Annotated in this window: 12 protein-coding genes; 5 read left to right on the top strand and 7 right to left on the bottom strand. The window is 61.5% G+C overall.

The window, feature by feature from the left end:
• Window positions 1-42: 42 nt before the first annotated feature.
• The gene (locus QCE48_RS18165) at window positions 43-2,262 is read right to left on the bottom strand and encodes a polysaccharide biosynthesis tyrosine autokinase (RefSeq protein WP_309784256.1); all 2,220 of its coding nucleotides are present in this window, start codon (window positions 2,260-2,262) and stop codon (window positions 43-45) included.
• Window positions 2,263-2,496: 234 nt separating this feature from the next.
• On the opposite strand from QCE48_RS18165, the gene QCE48_RS18160 reads away from it, so the two are divergent.
• Window positions 2,497-3,720, top strand: coding sequence for a hypothetical protein (locus tag QCE48_RS18160; RefSeq protein WP_309784254.1), 1,224 nt, complete (start codon window positions 2,497-2,499; stop codon window positions 3,718-3,720).
• 8 nt (window positions 3,721-3,728) lie between these two features.
• Here the strand turns inward: QCE48_RS18160 and QCE48_RS18155 are convergent, their stop codons facing one another.
• The 6 genes from QCE48_RS18155 to QCE48_RS18130 all read right to left on the bottom strand — a co-directional run bounded on the left by QCE48_RS18155 (window position 3,729) and on the right by QCE48_RS18130 (window position 11,358).
• Window positions 3,729-4,271 carry an HAD family hydrolase gene (locus tag QCE48_RS18155; RefSeq protein WP_309784253.1) on the bottom strand — a complete coding sequence of 181 codons (543 nt, stop codon included), beginning with the start codon at window positions 4,269-4,271 and terminating at the stop codon, window positions 3,729-3,731.
• Complete coding sequence (locus tag QCE48_RS18150) at window positions 4,261-4,992, bottom strand: nucleotidyltransferase family protein (protein ID WP_309784251.1); 732 nt, start codon at window positions 4,990-4,992, stop codon at window positions 4,261-4,263. The genes QCE48_RS18155 and QCE48_RS18150 overlap by 11 nt, the downstream gene beginning before the upstream one ends.
• Complete coding sequence (locus QCE48_RS18145) at window positions 4,989-5,564, bottom strand: D-sedoheptulose 7-phosphate isomerase (RefSeq protein ID WP_404982621.1); 576 nt, start codon at window positions 5,562-5,564, stop codon at window positions 4,989-4,991. The genes QCE48_RS18150 and QCE48_RS18145 overlap by 4 nt, the downstream gene beginning before the upstream one ends.
• 2 nt (window positions 5,565-5,566) lie before the next feature.
• Complete coding sequence (locus QCE48_RS18140) at window positions 5,567-6,613, bottom strand: dehydrogenase (protein ID WP_087629965.1); 1,047 nt, start codon at window positions 6,611-6,613, stop codon at window positions 5,567-5,569.
• Between the two features lie 500 nt (window positions 6,614-7,113).
• Window positions 7,114-8,499, bottom strand: a complete 1,386-nt coding sequence (locus QCE48_RS18135) for a sigma 54-interacting transcriptional regulator (protein ID WP_309784249.1) — start codon at window positions 8,497-8,499, stop codon at window positions 7,114-7,116.
• Window positions 8,500-8,703: 204 nt separating this feature from the next.
• Window positions 8,704-11,358: a PAS domain S-box protein gene (locus QCE48_RS18130; protein ID WP_309784247.1), complete on the bottom strand. Its 2,655-nt coding sequence runs from the start codon at window positions 11,356-11,358 to the stop codon at window positions 8,704-8,706.
• 243 nt (window positions 11,359-11,601) lie between these two features.
• Between QCE48_RS18130 and QCE48_RS18125 the strand changes: the two genes are divergently transcribed.
• From QCE48_RS18125 to QCE48_RS18110, 4 genes are all read left to right on the top strand, one after another.
• Window positions 11,602-13,131 carry an MFS transporter gene (locus tag QCE48_RS18125; protein WP_309784246.1) on the top strand — a complete coding sequence of 510 codons (1,530 nt, stop codon included), beginning with the start codon at window positions 11,602-11,604 and terminating at the stop codon, window positions 13,129-13,131.
• A gap of 233 nt (window positions 13,132-13,364) precedes the next feature.
• Window positions 13,365-14,369: an HlyD family efflux transporter periplasmic adaptor subunit gene (locus QCE48_RS18120; protein ID WP_309784244.1), complete on the top strand. Its 1,005-nt coding sequence runs from the start codon at window positions 13,365-13,367 to the stop codon at window positions 14,367-14,369.
• Complete coding sequence (locus QCE48_RS18115; RefSeq protein WP_309784242.1) at window positions 14,366-15,310, top strand: ABC transporter ATP-binding protein; 945 nt, start codon at window positions 14,366-14,368, stop codon at window positions 15,308-15,310. The genes QCE48_RS18120 and QCE48_RS18115 overlap by 4 nt, the downstream gene beginning before the upstream one ends.
• A gap of 8 nt (window positions 15,311-15,318) precedes the next feature.
• Window positions 15,319-16,449, top strand: a complete 1,131-nt coding sequence (locus QCE48_RS18110; protein WP_309785057.1) for an ABC transporter permease — start codon at window positions 15,319-15,321, stop codon at window positions 16,447-16,449.
• The last annotated feature ends 9 nt before the right edge of the window (window positions 16,450-16,458 follow it).

The following is a 16,458-nucleotide window of genomic DNA, read 5'->3' as shown; positions in this document are numbered from 1 at the left end:
CTGTCGTTTTTCCTTCGATTGTGCTGATTGCTTGAGCCGTTCTTAAGCGCCGTCGAGGTAGCGGTAAGCGTCCGAATAGTAGCCATAGCGCAGCGGCGACGGCTCGAAGCCGTTGAACACCAGACCGTCCACCTGCGTTCCGACCTTGGACAAACGCGAGACGGACTCGGTCACTTCCGAATAGCTGACCTTGCCCTGTCGCGCCACGAAGAGCGTCACGTCGGCAAAGCGCGATATGACGGCGGCATCGGCGGCAGGAAGGACCGGCGGCGAATCGATCACGATCATGTCGTACTCTTCGCGCATCGAATCAATGAGCGCGGAAATCTTCTCGGGGCCGAGGAGCTTGCGCATATGTCTGACGTGCTTGCCTGCGGGCAGCGCGTGCAGGTTCTCGAACGGCTCGGTGATCGCTTTGCCTGGTGTAATCGTTCCTTGCAGCACGCCCGCCAGCCCTTGATTCCCCTTGACCTGCATATAGCGTTCGATCGTCGACTTGCGCATGTCCGCGTCGATCAGGAGCGTCTTCAAACCCTTTTCCGCATACAGATAAGCGAGATTCGCCGAGATCATGGACTTGCCCTGTCCCGGCACGGCCGACGTCACCAGCACGACCTTTGCCCCCGCCGTCGATGCGAGCTTGTATTGAAGCGAATGCGCGAGTGCGTCCATCGCCTCGACGAGCGGCGTGTCCGATTGCTCTTTGCTAACCATGAAGCGTGGAATGTTCGTAACGCTCGCTTTTAGCTGATGCGGCGAGATGGGCAGCACGCCGAGCGTCTGAATTCCCACCATCGACTCAAGCCGTTTGGGATCGCGGATACTGCCGGAGAGAAGCGGAATGAGTTGCGTCGCGAGGAAGCCAAGGACCGCGCCGAACGCAGCGCCGAGCAGCACGACGATCACCCGCTTGGGGCGCACGGGCTTTTGCGGAGGCACTGCCTTGTCGACGAGCGCAGCATTGCCCATCGCTCCAGCTTGCGCGATCTGCAACTGCTGCGCGTTGTTCAAGAGGCCCACATACAACTGATTGTTCACTTCGACATCGCGCGCGAGGCGCAAGTATTGTTGCTGCATCGCGGGAAGCCGCGCGATCTTTCCTTGCAGTTCCGCCGACTTCTGGTCGAGCTGCCGGAACTTGTTGGCCGCCGCGACGAGTTGCGGCTGGTCGCCGGTAAAGCGCTGTGCCAGGTCCTGATAAACCAGCTTGGCTTCGAGCCGCGACTTCTCGACCAACGCCGATTCGTCGAGCAGCATCTTTGCTTCGCCCTGCACGTCGATCGTGCCTTCCTTGTTGCGATAGTCGTTTAGCGCCTGCTCGGCCTTCTGCACCCGCTCCTTGACGACCGGCAGTTGCGCGTTCAGGAATGCAAGGCTGCGTTCTGAATCCGCCGCGTGACGTTTGGCGTTCGACTCCAGATACGCAGCCGCAACCGCGTTGACAAAGCGCGACGCGAACACCGGGTCCGCATCTTCGAACGCGAGCTGGATGATGTTCGATTGCCGCTTCGTCTCCATCACATTGAAGACTTTCTGGATCTGTTCGAGCCGTGCCTGAGTCGAGAAGCGCTGCACGGTGAACTCGGTGCCGGGACGGGCAATCATCTTCTGCACGTTCACCGTGTAGCCCGCGGCCGCGCTCGGCGTGCCGACGGTCCCGGTCAGCACTTCGTTACCGGAAGCGTCCTTGAGGGTCCATTTGTCGTTCCCCGCGTAGTCGAGTTCCAGCTTCTGTCCCAACTGTTCGTCCGGCACGTCGAACGTCTTGAACTCCACCGCTTCACCGCCCCAAGCCCACAAAGGTTTGTCGATCAGCGGCGCGACAAGGCCACTGGGCCCCTTGGGAAGAATCGAGCCGAGAAACGCGCCGACGAGCGGCAAGCGATTTTTGACCGAGACTTCGGCCTGCGCGACGGTCGTGTCCATCGCCTGCGCGAGCACGGTACGCGAGCGCACGATGTCGATTTCTCCGACCACAGGCGAATCCTGAATATCGAGCGCCTTGGACACGTCTGAAAGCGAGCCGAGCGTGCTCGCCTTCCTTTCCTCGATCTGGATCAGCGCATCGGCGGAATACACCGGCGTCGAGAGCGCGATGTACATCACCGAGAGCACGACGCATGCAAAGAAGACGCCTATGAAGATCCATTTGTGGTCGAAGACGTTTTCGACCATGTCAAGCGGGGACAGCTTGATTCCTTCTCGCGATCCCTTGTCGCTCCATCCAAGATCGTCGTCAAGGAAAGGTCTGTTGCGGCTCATGCATGGACTCCATTATTTGCAGGAGATACAAGCACGCCTCTGGCTTGAGCGGCGATGCTTGATGGGAATTAAACATGTCATAACATGAGACCACAGCGCTTAACGTCATTCTGTTGGCAAGCCAACATGGTTCAAGGACTCAAAGACCGTATCCTCGCATCATTGAATTGATCGGCTCTTCTCTTAGACATGCTTAAATCCGTTGCGCTTGCCATTCTGCTTTCGATTTCCGCTTTGACAGTCGATGCGGGCGCCGCCGATTTCGTCTCGACGCTCAACGCGCCCAACACTTCCGCAAGTCCGGCTTTCAAGGGCTCGTCGAACGGCAATCTGGCGGGCACGACATCCGTGTCCAAAGTCGATGTTCATACGTTGCTTTACCCCGGAAGCACGACCAAGGTACTCGCGCACTACTTGCCGTGGTGGGGGCCGACTCCACGCGGCCTCGACGTGGGCTATCGCTCCGACGATCCGCGCCAGGCACAACGCACCTTCGACGACATGGGATCGCGCGGCGTCGACGGCGTAATCGTCGACTGGTACGGTGAGGGGCATTGCGTCGATACCGCCTGGAAGGCGTCGATGCCCGCGCTTGCCGCGAACCCGAGGATGAGCTTTGCGCTGATGGTGGACAGCGGCACGTTCAAGTTCAACGCTTGCAAAGGCTGCGACCTCACCCAGACCATTCTTTACCAGCTCGACTATATGGCGCGCGAGTATTTTCCTTCGCGCCAATACTTGCATCATGACGGCCGGCCGGTCGTCTTCGAATTCGGCATGGAAGCGGTCGGCAAGGCGGATTGGGCTCGCATACAAGCAGCACGTCCCGACGTTCTCTGGCTTCACATTCATGCACATGGCCTTGATCTTCCCGCAAGCAAAGGCGCTTTCGTCTGGGTAGAGGCACAATCCAAAGCACGCGCCAAAGACGGCCCCGCCGATCTCACCGGCCTCGACGTCTTCTACAACACGGCAACTAGCCAGCCCGCCAAGATCGCGGTCGGCGGTGTGTGGAAGGGGTTCGACGATTCGATGGCGCCGTGGGCCGCCGCATCTCCCCACGTACTTGCGCAGGACTGCGGCAAGACGTGGCTGGAAGGCTTTCGCATTCTCAACGAGCACTACAGCGCGCATCAGCAAATTCCCTTCCTTCAGCTTGTCACGTGGAACGACTATGAGGAAGGCAGCGCGCTCGAAACGGGTATCGCGAGTTGTGTGACGATCGATGCGCGCCGCGCGGGTCAAACGCTGGCCGTATCGCTTAGCCATCCGGAGAACGTCGATCATCTTGAGCTCTATGAGCAGGCGGCTCCTGCATCGTTCAGACTCGTTGGACGCTACGCCCCTTCCGTCACGTCGATCCCTCTTACAGAGCGCTCCTCCAATCCTTACTTTCTCAAGGCGGTCGGGAAGCCATTCATGCAAAACGTGATCTCGCCACCCATCAAGCTTGAGTAATCGCTGGTTTAGCCATTCAACAATGGGCTAACCTCCAGCAAGGCATCGATTGCCAGCGCGCCTTTCGGCACTTCGCTTTTGTCTTTTGAACCGAACATAAAGCAATGACCTACTCCCGCACGCCGCCCCGCTTCCATGTCCGAGCGTTTGTCGCCGATCAGGATAGACGCGGGCATATCGAGGTCGAAATCTTGCCGCGCTGCGTCGAACATTCCTGACTTGGGCTTTCTGCACAAACAGGATTGCGGGTATGCGTCCAGCGCCGCGTCTGGATGATGCGGACAATGGTAGATCCCGTCGATCGTCGCACCTTCTTTGGCAAAGCGGTCGCTCATCCATTGCATGAAAGACGCGAACTGCGCTTCAGAGTAATAGCCGCGGCCGATGCCGGCCTGATTCGTCACCACGATCACGGCATGGCCGGTTTCATTTGCCAGACGAACGAGATCGAAGATCCCTGCGATAAACACGCATCGCTCGGGTTGATGAACATAGCCGAAGTCGACGTTGATCACGCCGTCGCGATCAAGGAATAGCGCCTTACGCTTCACGGCCGTAAGCCTTTAGCATTTGGGGAATGACGGTCTGCGCGCGCGCATAGTCTTGCGGAATGCCGATGTCGATGAACTCCGTCACGTCGGGAAAGACCCGCATATCCATTGCAGCAACCCGTTTAGCCAGGAAGTCGTGCTCGAACGAAAATCGGTTGGGCAGTTCGCACGCTAGAACGCTTGCTGCCCTTAGCGAATAGGTTCCGGCGTTGATGAAGCCATGTCCTTCACGCTTTTCATGGAACGCGCAAAGGCGCCTGGTCTGCGCGTCGAAGGCAAGCGTGCCGTAGCGGGAGCCGTCCGCCACGGTCGTCGCCGCGATCACCAGATCCGCGTTCGTCGACCGATGAAGCGCCGACAGACCGCGCAGATCGAGGTTGGAAATCGTATCGCCGTTCATCACGATCATGTCGGGCGCACCGTGGGCGCGCAGTGCGTGCACGATCGCGCCGCCGGTGCCCAGCGGCTCATGCTCCTCGACAAACGACACCGCGATGCCGTCACAGGACGACGCAACGAACTCCCTGATGTGTCGCTGGCCGTGTCCGATCGCGAGCACGATCTCAGGCACGCCTTGCTGCACGAGTCCTTGCAGCATCCACCATAGGAACGGCCGGCCGCCGATCGACGCCAGCGCCTTCGGCATCTCGTCGCCGAGGACCGGACGCAAGCGCGTGCCGAGCCCGCCCGCGAGAATGAGGCATGGCAGCACGTCGCTCATCCGAAGACGTTCTCTTCGACGATGCCGCATATGATATGACCGCAAAGCAGGTGCGCTTCCTGGATTCGCGGCGTCGACGGCGAAGGAATGTCGATACAGATGTCCGTGAGTTCGCGCATCTGCGCAGCGCCGGCGCCGTTGCCCGTAAAGCCCACCGTGAACATGCCCGCGGATCGCGCCGCTTCGAACGCGCGAATGATGTTGGGCGAGCGGCCCGAGGTCGAGTATCCCCAGAACACATCGCCTGAGCGGCCCGATGCCTGGATCTGGCGCTCGAAGAGCCGTTCGTAGCCGTAGTCGTTGCCGATGGCCGTCAGGACCGACGTGTCGACCGTCAGCGCAAACGCGGGCAGCCCGGGGCGGTCGAAGCAGAAGCGGCTCACAAACTCGCCTGCAATGTGCTGCGCATCGGCTGCGCTTCCACCGTTTCCCGCAAGCAAAACCTTGTTGCCCGCGCGAAACGCCGCCGTGATGCGCTCCGCAACCTGCTGCACGCGGTCGATCAGGCCGGTGTCGGCCCGCAGCGCCTGCAAGACCGAAAGTGTCTTGTCGATCTCCCCCACCGCAGTCATCGTCATAGCTTCTTTCTCCACGATTGGGCGCCGATATCGGTGAACGTGCAATTGAGCACGTGACCATTGAGCTGACTGCTCGCGCTTAGCGTTCGCATGACCCGCGGCCTGTCTATGGGATCGACGAAGAACATCATGAAGCCACCTCCACCCGCGCCCGATACTTTCCCGGCTTTAGCGCCCGCATTGATCGCGACTCTATAGAGTTCGTCAATCATGGGATTCGAGATGTTCCGGGCCATGCGCTTTTTCGATTCCCACGCATCGGCCATCGAACGTGCGAACGCGTGAAAATCGCCGCGCAACACGGCTTCCTTCATGCGAACCGCTTCGGTCTTGACTTCGTGCAGTGCGGCGAGCGGATCGCTCTCGCCATTGGCGACGTTCGCGCTTTGTTCCTTGATGATGTTCGCCGATTCGCGCGAGACGCCGGTGAAATAAAGCACCAGCGACGCCTCCATTTCCGCTTTGGTTTCCTGTTTGATGCGAAGCGGATTGACGATCACACGGTCGCCGTAGAACTCCATGAAGTTCAGCCCGCCGAAAGTCGCTGCGTACTGATCCTGCTTCCCGCCTGCAAGGCAAAGGTCGACGCGTTCGATATCGTGAGCGAGATGCGCAATGTCGTATTCGCCTAGCGGCAGCGACAGCAGTTCGCAGAACGCCTGAACGAGCGCGACGACGATAGTGGATGAGGACCCGAGCCCCGACCCCGGCGGCGCCTCGGAACACGTCGTGATGGTGACCGCAAGCGGATGTCCGCCGTTGAAGTCCCTGACGATGCGGTTGTAGACGCCGACGTGCAACGCGAGGCCCGGACGTGTCGCCAGTTCGGGCGCGACAGGACCGCGCCAGGAAATGTCGGTATCGGCCGCGACCAGTTCAATTCGCGCGTCGTCACGCGGGGCAATGGACGCGTAAGCGAACTTTTCGATGGTCACGTTGAGCGCAAGGCCGCCGAACTGGTCCGAGTAAGGCGGCACGTCCGTCCCGCCGCCCGCCAGTCCCAGGCGCAGCGGAGCCCGTGATCGGGCGATGAAGCTTGTCATGATATTTTCTCGCCGTGTGGTACATCGCCACTTGCGCATTCGTAATCGCCCCGCGCTCCGTCGATTGAAGCGCAAGCGAAACAACCCCCGCATTCCTTTCGGATGGCTTAGCGTTTTGTCGATAAGCCACTTTCAAGTCCTGCCCCGTTCAAGCCGCGTATTCTCTCTACGATTTCTTCTTTCGCTAGCGCATCGACGAAGGAGCCAGGATTTCCGTGCCAATGCGAAACCGATTACATACGGCGCATTGTGCAACACGGATCTGGCGGATATGAGTGCGTCTCCGCACGTTGAATGATGCTTTTGAACGGGCGCTTAACTTTAGACAAACATGCTGGCATCGAGCGCGACGAGCCGCGATCTCGGGCGCCCGAAATCCGATCGCGCGCCTAAGCAATGCTTAGGATGCGAGGTCGCACGCAAACGTTTGACTGACTTTGAGAAAAAGCCTCAGGGCTATCAGCCTGAGGCTTCGAGGTCATGGCGGGTAGGAAATCAGGTCACGCAGCAGGGCGTGCGCACTGCGTCTCTGACGTTCCGACGCCAAGCGTCGCGGATCGCAAACCATGCGACGTGAGCAGGCGATACAGCGTCACGCGTGAAATCCCGAGTTCGTGGGCGGCGTCGCCGAGCCGTCCACGGTGACGCAAGAGCGCCAGTTCGATCGCCTGCCGCTCGGCCGCTTCGCGTGCCTGCGCGAGCGACACCGGCGCCACTTCCACGTATTCGCCCAGTTCGAGATCGCGCGCGGTGATCTGCCGCCCTTCTGACATCACGATCGCGCGCCGCACGCGGTTGATCAGTTCGCGCACGTTGCCGGGCCACCCGTAGTTGTGAAGCGCGGCAATAGCGCACGGCGAGAAGCCGCGCAGACGCCGGTTCGCGTCCTTCTTGAAGCGGTCGAACATGTGCTTCGCGAGCAGTTCGATATCCTTGCCGCGCGAGCGCAATGGCGGCTCGTCGATCTGCAACACGCAAAGGCGGTGATACAGGTCGGCACGGAAGCGCCCTTCGATCATCGCGGTCTGCATGTCGACGTGGGTCGCCGAGATGATGCGCACATCCACGGGCGTTGAGCCGTGGCCGCCAAGGCGTTCCACTTTGCGCTCTTGCAAGAACCGCAGCAGGCTCGCCTGGCTTTCGAGCGGCAGGTCACCAATTTCGTCGAGGAACAGCGTGCCGCCGTTGGCCGCCTCGACGCGCCCGATCTTGCGCTGATTCGCGCCCGTGAACGCGCCGCGCTCGTAGCCGAAGAGTTCGGATTGCAGCAGGTGCGCCGGAATCGCGCCGCAATTGATCGCGACGAACGGCTCGTTGCGACGCACCGAGCGCTTGTGGATCGCCGCCGCGGTGAGTTCTTTGCCGGTGCCCGATTCGCCGGAAATAAACACGGACGCGTCGGTCATCGCGACCTTGCGGATCGAACGGAACAACGCGAGCATCGCGTCGCACGAGCCGATCATCTCGTCCTCCGCGCGGGCGGGGACACTGCTCTCCTCCGCCTCCTGCAAGGTCAACATGCCGTGGGCGTGGCCGACGGCGTCGACGATACGTTCGTTCGCCGTCGGCAGCGTCACGTAGTCGAAGCAGAAGTCGCGTATCACTCTGCGCGCGCCGGCTTCCATGATTTGTTCAGGGTAGCCGATCGCGATCCAGCCGATCGACGGTGAGGCGAGCAAGGCTTCCATCACCGCCCAGTCGCGCGGAAACTGACAGTCGGAAAGATCCAGGATGCCGGCGCTGACACCGGTGATGCGCCGCGCTGCCTGGCCGCGCTTGCCGGGGTCGACGAGTTCCACGTCCCATTGCCGGGCCTTCAGGCGCGCATGCAAATCGGGACTCAATCCGAGTCCCACGTAATAGAGCTTCCTTGCTTCCCCGGTCATTTTCCTTCTCTCGATGCTTTTAGTTATGAAGAAGCAGTATGCCTTCGGCACGCGATTCGGGATATGCATGGCAAACGTTTCACTGCCGTGAAATCTTTAGATCAATGCGGCTTCGCCGATAAGCGTTTTTGTGGGACTAATTGCCGCCAGGCCAAAAACGGCCAAGGAAAATGCTACCGGCGGCGCCATCGGTTCAAGCGCAACTCATGCGGCGCGCGCCGACAGCGCCTTGAGCAGACTCTCCACGTTCACCGGCTTGACGAAGTGCAGATCGAAGCCCGCCGCCTGAGCGCGCATGCGATCCTCCGCTTGTCCGTAGCCTGTGATCGCAATCAGAAGCGGCGTCGTCTCGCCCTTCTTGCGCAGACGCCTCGCTAGTTCGTAGCCATCCATGCCGGGAAGGCCGATGTCCAGCAACGCGACGTCCGGTTTGAATTCCTGCCCCACGTCGAGCGCCTCTGCCGGAGAGTACGCCACCCGAGTGATGTGGTTCTCCGTTTCGCAAAGCATCGCGAGAGAATCGGCGGCATCGCGATTGTCGTCGACGATCAAAACACGGCGCACGGCCGCTTCCGGTTGCTCATCGAGCGCGGAAAGCGTCGCACCCGAATGACGTTCCTGATGATGCAGCCGCGGCAGATCGACGATGACCGTCGTGCCGCGACCGGGCCCGGGACTTTGCACGGAGATTCGTCCATCGTGCATTTCGACGAGCTTCTTGACAAGTGAAAGGCCGATACCGAGGCCGCCTTCCGAACGGTCGAGCGTGCGCTCGCCCTGCGAGAAAAGATCGAAAATCTTCGGCAGCAGATCGGGCGAGATGCCCGATCCCGTGTCGCCGATCACGATCGACACCCACGCGTCGTCGGCGTGAGCGGTGACGCTGATGCTGCCACCTTCGGGCGTGTACTTGATCGCGTTGTTGAGGATGTTCACGAGAATCTGCGAGACCCGCGTGACGTCGCCGAACACCCAGTTGGTCGCGTCGGGCACTTCGACATGCATGTGCTGCAAGCGCGCCTGCGCCATGCCGGCCACCGCCTCGACCGCGTGATACACGGCGGTGCACACGAGAATCGGCTCGCGCTTGAGCGCAATGCGACCCTGCGTGATACGCGACACTTCGAGCAGGTCGTCGACGATATGCGTCATGTGCTCCACTTGCCGCTGCATCAGGCCGACGAGGTCCTGTTCGCGCTCGCCGAGCGGCACATCCTTTTGCATGAGCGCGATCACCGTTCGCAAGGGCGCGAGCGGATTGCGCAACTCGTGCGCGAGCATCGCGAGAAACTCGTCCTTGCGACGGCTCGACTCGCGCAGGATCAGCTCGAGGCGCTTGCGCTCGGTGATATCGATGACGGAACTGATGACGCGCATCGGCTTGCCAGCGGCGCTGAGTTGCAGCAGCGCGCTGCCTTCTATCCATCGCTCGCGCTGGGAATTGTTGAGGCGGAATTCGAAGTTGGCGCTCGGTTTCTCGCCGTTCGCGAGCCGCCGGATATAGCGGTCGAGCGCGGCGCGATCTTCTTCGTGCACGCGTTGCAGCGCCGCGACGTAAGGAACGCGCTCGGTCTGGCGCCGGTCGCCGCCATCTTCGATGGAGAGCACCCAATCGGACAGATCGAGCGTCGCGATACTGAGCTTGGCGGCCTGCATCGCCACCCTGAGTCTCAGCGAGCGCGCTTCGATCGCCGCTTTAGCCTCGTACTGCGCAGTGACGTCGGTCGTCGTGCCAAACCATTCCTGAAGATTGCCGTTCTGATCGCAAAGCGGTGCGGCGCGCGCCTCGACGATGCGATACACGCCATCCTTGCGCCGCAGCCGGAACGTAAGCGACTGCGTGGTCTTCTGGCGCAACGCGGTCTGCCAACTCTCGCGCGCCATCTCGCGATCTTCCGGATGCACGAGTTCCATCCAGCCCCACCCCGCGATGCACGAAGGATCGACGCCCGCGAAATCGTCCCATGAACCGCCCGCGGGCCTCACGCTCCCATCCGGCGTCGCCGACCAAACCATCGCACCGGTCGATTCGACCAGCGCGCGGTAGCGCCGCTCGCTCAGACTCAAGCGCTCTTCATGGATGCGATGATCGCTGATGTCGAACGTGACGCCGTACACGCGCACCAGCAATCCCTCGTGGTCATACTCTGGATGTCCGCGCATGCGAAGCCAGCGCTGCGGCGCGACCCGCTCGTCGAGCAGGAAATCGAGTTCGAACGGCGCATGATGCTGTAGGACCGCATCGAGCTTGCGTTGATAGAGTTCGCGATACGCCGGTGCCACGCGCTCCGTCAGTTCGGCGAGCATCACGGCGTCGGTGCCTTCGGGGAAGTCGTAGATTTTCGCGAGTTGCGCGGTCATGCGCACGACGCGTGTTTTCATGTCCCATTCCCAGGCGCCCATGCAGGCACCCTGAAATGCGGCCTGAAGTCGCCGCTCGCTTGCCTCATACAATTCCCACGCGTGCCTGCACTCGTGGATGTCGATCGCCACGCCCACCGTATCGGCAATGCCACCCAGCTCGTCGCGCGTCGCCTGGAGATGCAGCGTGTGCCAGCGGAACACGCCGTCGGCGCGCCTGAGCCTTACGTCGACGTTGCGCAGCAGCGTGCGGCCCGTCATCTGACGAACCGCGTCGATGACAAAGCCGATATCGTCCGGGTATACGAATACTTTCCAGTGCTGCCCGAGCACCTTGTCATAGGGCACGCCGAGATAGAGACAGGCCCACGGATTCGCATAGACGATACTGCCATCGCGCGAGGCGCGCCAGACGAAAGCCGGAAGGAACCGGGCTGGCGCAGGATCCTCGGTACCCCGCGCGGGATCGTCGTTTGTCGGTTGGGTGTCTTCGGCCATGGCAACGCTCTCTACGACTGTTTTAAGCGGCTGCAACGAAGGCTCTCGCCCGTAGAGCATACGATACGCCGAACACCCGAGCGAGCACAGCAGCGAATGGGCGTGCGGGCTTAGGCACGTGACCAAGATCGCGACGGTGAACAAAACGTCTGGGTGTCTGATAATCGAACGTGCGTGTGCTTATGTCGGCCATGTACAGACACGCTTCGAGTTCTTAAATCAGTCTAAGCAATCTTGAGGCCTATGATCCGCTCGACGGCTACAACCGGCGTCCTGCTCGCCGCCATCCTTGGGTCGAGCATGGCCTTCATCGATGGAACCATCGTGAACGTCGCGCTGGCAGCGCTGCAGGCAAGCCTTCACGCGACGGCGAGCCAATTGCAGTGGGTCGTCGAAGCGTATGCGCTGACGCTGGCTTCGCTCCTGCTTCTCGGTGGATCGCTCGGCGATCTCTACGGCCGGCGCAAGATTTTCGTGGCAGGCGTGATGATCTTCGCAGCCGCGTCGGCGTGGTGCGGTCTGGCCGGAACGGTCTACACGCTCATTTCGGCGCGCGCCGTGCAGGGCGTCGGCGCGGCACTGCTCGTTCCCGGCAGCCTGTCGCTCATCAGCGCTTCGTTTCCGGTGGAAAAGCGCGGCCACGCGATCGGAACGTGGTCCGCATTCACCGCGATCATGGCGGCGTTCGGCCCGGTGGCGGGCGGCTGGATGATCGAGCAGTTTTCGTGGCGCGCGGTCTTCTTCATCAATGTGCCGCTCGCCGCCGTCGTCGTCTGGATCACGCTGTCCAGCGTTCCCGAAAGCCGCAACGATTCGATGCCGCAAACCCCCGACTGGCCGGGCGCTCTGCTCGCGTGCGCCGGTCTTGGATGCGTCACGTTCGCGCTCATCGAGGCCGCTCGCGGCGGGACCGTCATCGCCACGACTGCGGCGTGCGGAGTCGTTGCGCTCGTCCTCTTCGTGGTCGTCGAGGCGCGCTCAACAGCGCCGATGATGCCGCTCGCGCTCTTTCGGTCGCGCACGTTTGCCGGCGCGAATCTCATCACGCTGTTTCTTTACGCGGCGTTCGGCGGCACGCTCTACTTCCTGCCGCTCGACTTGATCCAGGTTGAACGCTACACCGCGACCCAAGCGGGCGCGGCGCTGCTGCCACTCATTCTTCTTATCTTTGCACTCTCCCGCTGGTCCGGCGGCCTGATCGCAAGCCACGGCGCTCGACTTCCACTCGTCGTCGGGCCGCTCATCGTCGCGGCAGGGTTCGCGTGGCTCGCAGCGTCCGCATCGACCCAAGCCGGCGCTTCATACTGGACCACGATTTTTCCGCCCATGTTCGTGCTCGGTCTCGGCATGGCGACCTGCGTCGCCCCGCTGACGACGACGGTCATGAACGCCGTTCAGCTGAACGATGCCGGCGTGGCGTCTGGCGTGAATAATGCCGTCTCGCGAATTGCCGGGTTGCTCGCGATTGCTATGTTCGGCGTCTTGCTGTCCGTTCGCTTCGACAACGTATTGCAACGAGAACTCCAAGCGCTTGCTCTGAGCGCGGAAGTGCGCAACGCCGTGTATATGCAGCGCGCTTTGTTAGCGGGCATCCAAAGCGAAAATCCAGCCGTGGTTCGCGTCATCGGCGAGTCGTTCGTATCGGGATACCGCATCGTTTTGCTTATTGCCACTGCACTCTCCATCGCAGCTTCGGCAAGCGCCTATTTGCTGCTGCCCGGCAAAGACGCCGCTAAAGATGGGCTAAACCTTAGGCGGCCTAGCGGCTTTTAATTAGGTGGTTAATTCCACTGCGAAGCAGGCAGTTCGCGATTCGCGATTGACCTTGGAAACTATAACGCCGATAATAGTTTCCATCGTGATGGATGCAGATCGGCTTCGAGTAAGGCGCCGCACGACTGCTGACCCAGGCGCCTGCCTCCTTTCGTTACATGATCGCGCCATTTCATTCGCATAGCTGATTATCTCTGCGGACATGCCAAGAACCCGATACGGAAGCTGACTCCATGAACCTTGCTCCTGCCCGCGCGAAGCTAACGCGGCGCTGCACCAGGCAGTCGATCAACGGCATCCATGTCGGATTGCTTTGCGCGCTCGTCCTGCTATCGGCTTGCTCGCATGAAGATCGCAATGTCTACCAGGGCTATGTCGAAGGCGAATTCGTGTATCTCGCTTCGTCGCAGTCCGGTTCGCTTACGCAACTGTCCGTCGCACGCGGCCAAGCCGTCCGTTCCAATGCGCCCTTGTTCACGCTCGAAGCAGTCGACGAAATCTGGGCATTGGAAGGAGCACAACAGCAACTCGCCGCCACGCGCGCGCAACTCGCCGACATCGAGACGGGCAAGCGCGTGCCCGAAGTCAATGTGACCCGCGCGCAACTGGCACAGGCGCAGGCCAATGCGCGCAAGGCCGCCTTGCAACTCACGCGCGACGAAGCTCAATTCCGCGCGGGCGGCATCCCGAAGGCGCAACTCGACGATTCACGCGCCAACGCCGATGCGACTGCGGCGCAGGTGCGCGAACTGACGAACCAGGTCGAAGTGGCGCGCCTGCCCGGCCGCTCGCAACAGATCACCGCGCAAAGAGCGCAGGTGGCCGCAGCCCAGGCATCCCTCGCGCAGGCACAGTGGAAGCTGGATCAGAAACGCGTCGTGGCGCCCGCCGATGGCCTCGTCTACGACACGCTCTATCGTACCGGCGAATGGGTGCAGGCCGGCAGCCCCGTCGTACAGATGCTGCCTCCGCAGAACGTGAAGGTGCGCCTTTTCGTGCCCGAGGGCATCGTGGGGAATATCGCGGCCGGCCGTGCGATGACCGTGCATTGCGACGGCTGCGCGGCGGATGTTCCCGTCAAGATCACGTATGTGTCGAACAAGGCTGAATACACGCCGCGCGTCATCTACAGCAACGAGAGCCGTTCGAAACTCGTCTTCATGGTCGAGGCGCATCCCTCGGTCGCCGATGCAGGCAAGCTGCATCCCGGCCAGCCCGTCACGGTGACACTGCAATGACCGCACCCGTCACCGAACACGTCATCGACGTGCAGAACCTCAACAAGCGCTTCGGCGACAAGCACGTCGTCAACGACGTCTCGCTGCAAGTCGCGCGCGGCGAAATCTTCGGCTTTCTCGGACCGAACGGCAGTGGCAAGACGACGTCGATCCGCCTGATGTGCGGCCTGCTCACGCCGGATTCGGGCACCGGCACCTGCCTCGGCTACGACATCCGCAGCGAAAGCGCGCAGATCAAGCGCAACGTGGGCTACATGACGCAGCGCTTTTCCTATTGGGAAGACCTGACGATCCGCGAGAACCTCGACTTCGTCGCGCGCATCTATCAGATGCGAAACCGGCGCGAAGCGGTCGACCGTTCGCTCGAAGGGCTCGGCCTGAAAAGCCGCGCGAACCAGCTCACGGGCTCGCTCTCGGGCGGATGGAAGCAGCGGCTCGCGCTCGCCGCCTGCATGCTGCACGAACCGAAACTGCTGCTGCTCGACGAACCGACCGCAGGCGTCGATCCCACCGCCCGGCGCGACTTCTGGGAAGAACTGCACCGGCTTGCGGCGCGCGGCATATCCGTGCTCGTCAGCACGCACTACATGGACGAAGCGGAGCGCTGTCACAAGCTCGCGTATATCGCCTACGGCAAGCTGCTTGCGAAGGGCACGGCAAGAGAAGTGATCGAGGCGCAAGACCTTCGCACATGGGCGATCCACGGCGAACATCTGAGCAAGCTCTCCGAGCAATTGCGCTCCGCGCCGGGCGTCGATCAGACCGTCGTATTCGGCTCGGCGCTGCATGCAAGCGGCCGCGATCATGCGGCGCTCGAACGCGCGATAAGGCGCGCGACCGAAGGCACGCCGCTCACCATCGAAGCAATCGATACCGGTCTGGAAGACGTCTTCATCTACCTGATGAGCCATTCGCAGGACAACTTCGGAGCGCCCTCTTGAGCACGCGCATGGTCTTCTCGCTCACGCGCTGGTGGAGCATCGTGCTTAAGGAATTCCTCCAGTTGCGGCGCGACCGCGTCACGTTCGGGATGATCGTCGGCTTGCCGATCATCCAGCTCGCGCTCTTCGGGTTCGCCATCAATACCGATCCCAAGCACCTGCCGACGGCGGTCATCGTCGGCGACGAGAGCGCGTTCTCCCGCAGCTTCATCGCGGCGATGAAGAACTCGGCCTATTTCGACTTCGTGGGAACGCTGCCCGACGAGGAAGCCGGCCGGCGCGCACTCGCGCAAGGCCGCGTGCAGTTTGTGCTGAACATACCGGTCGGTTTCTCGCGCGATCTCTTGCGCGGCAAGCGCCCGTCGCTGCTCGTGGAAGCCGATGCCACGGACCCTACCGCGACGAACACCGCCGTCGCCGCCCTGCCGAGCCTCGTGCAGCCCGTCGCCGACAAGGACATCACGGGCGCGCTCGCGCATCTGAACGGCAGCCCGGCGGCCTTCGGTGTGCAAATCCACAGCCTCTACAATCCCGAAGGCATCACGCAATACAACGTGGTGCCGGGCCTGATGGGCGTGATCCTGACGATGACGCTCGTGATGATGACCGGCCTCGCGATCACGCGCGAACGCGAGCGCGGCACGATGGAGAATCTCCTTGCGACGCCCGTCCTGCCGATCGAAGTGATGACCGGCAAGATCGTGCCTTACGTGATCATCGGCCTCATTCAGGCGACGATCATTCTCGCGGCCACGTACTTCGTCTTTCACGTTCCGTTCGTCGGCAGCCTGGTCGCCATCTATCTCGCCGCGTTGCTCTTCATCGCGGCGAACCTGACGGTGGGCATCACGCTGTCCTCGCTCGCCCAGAACCAGTTGCAAGCGGTGCAACTCACCATCTTCTACTTTCTTCCGAACATTCTGCTCTCGGGCTTCATGTTTCCGTTCGCCGGCATGCCGAAGTGGGCACAGCTGATCGGCAACCTGCTGCCGCTCACGTACTTTAACCGCCTGATACGCGGCATCCTGCTTAAGGGAAACGGCTGGATGGATCTCTGGCCTTCGGTATGGCCGATGATGATCTTCACGCTGATCGTGATGGGCATCGCATTGCGCTTCTACCGTCGCACGCTCGACTAGGAAACACCG

The sequence above is a fragment of the Caballeronia sp. LZ024 genome, from assembly GCF_031451455.1.
Classification (GTDB): domain Bacteria; phylum Pseudomonadota; class Gammaproteobacteria; order Burkholderiales; family Burkholderiaceae; genus Caballeronia; species Caballeronia telluris.
This window is presented reverse-complemented; position numbering and strand designations above follow the sequence as displayed.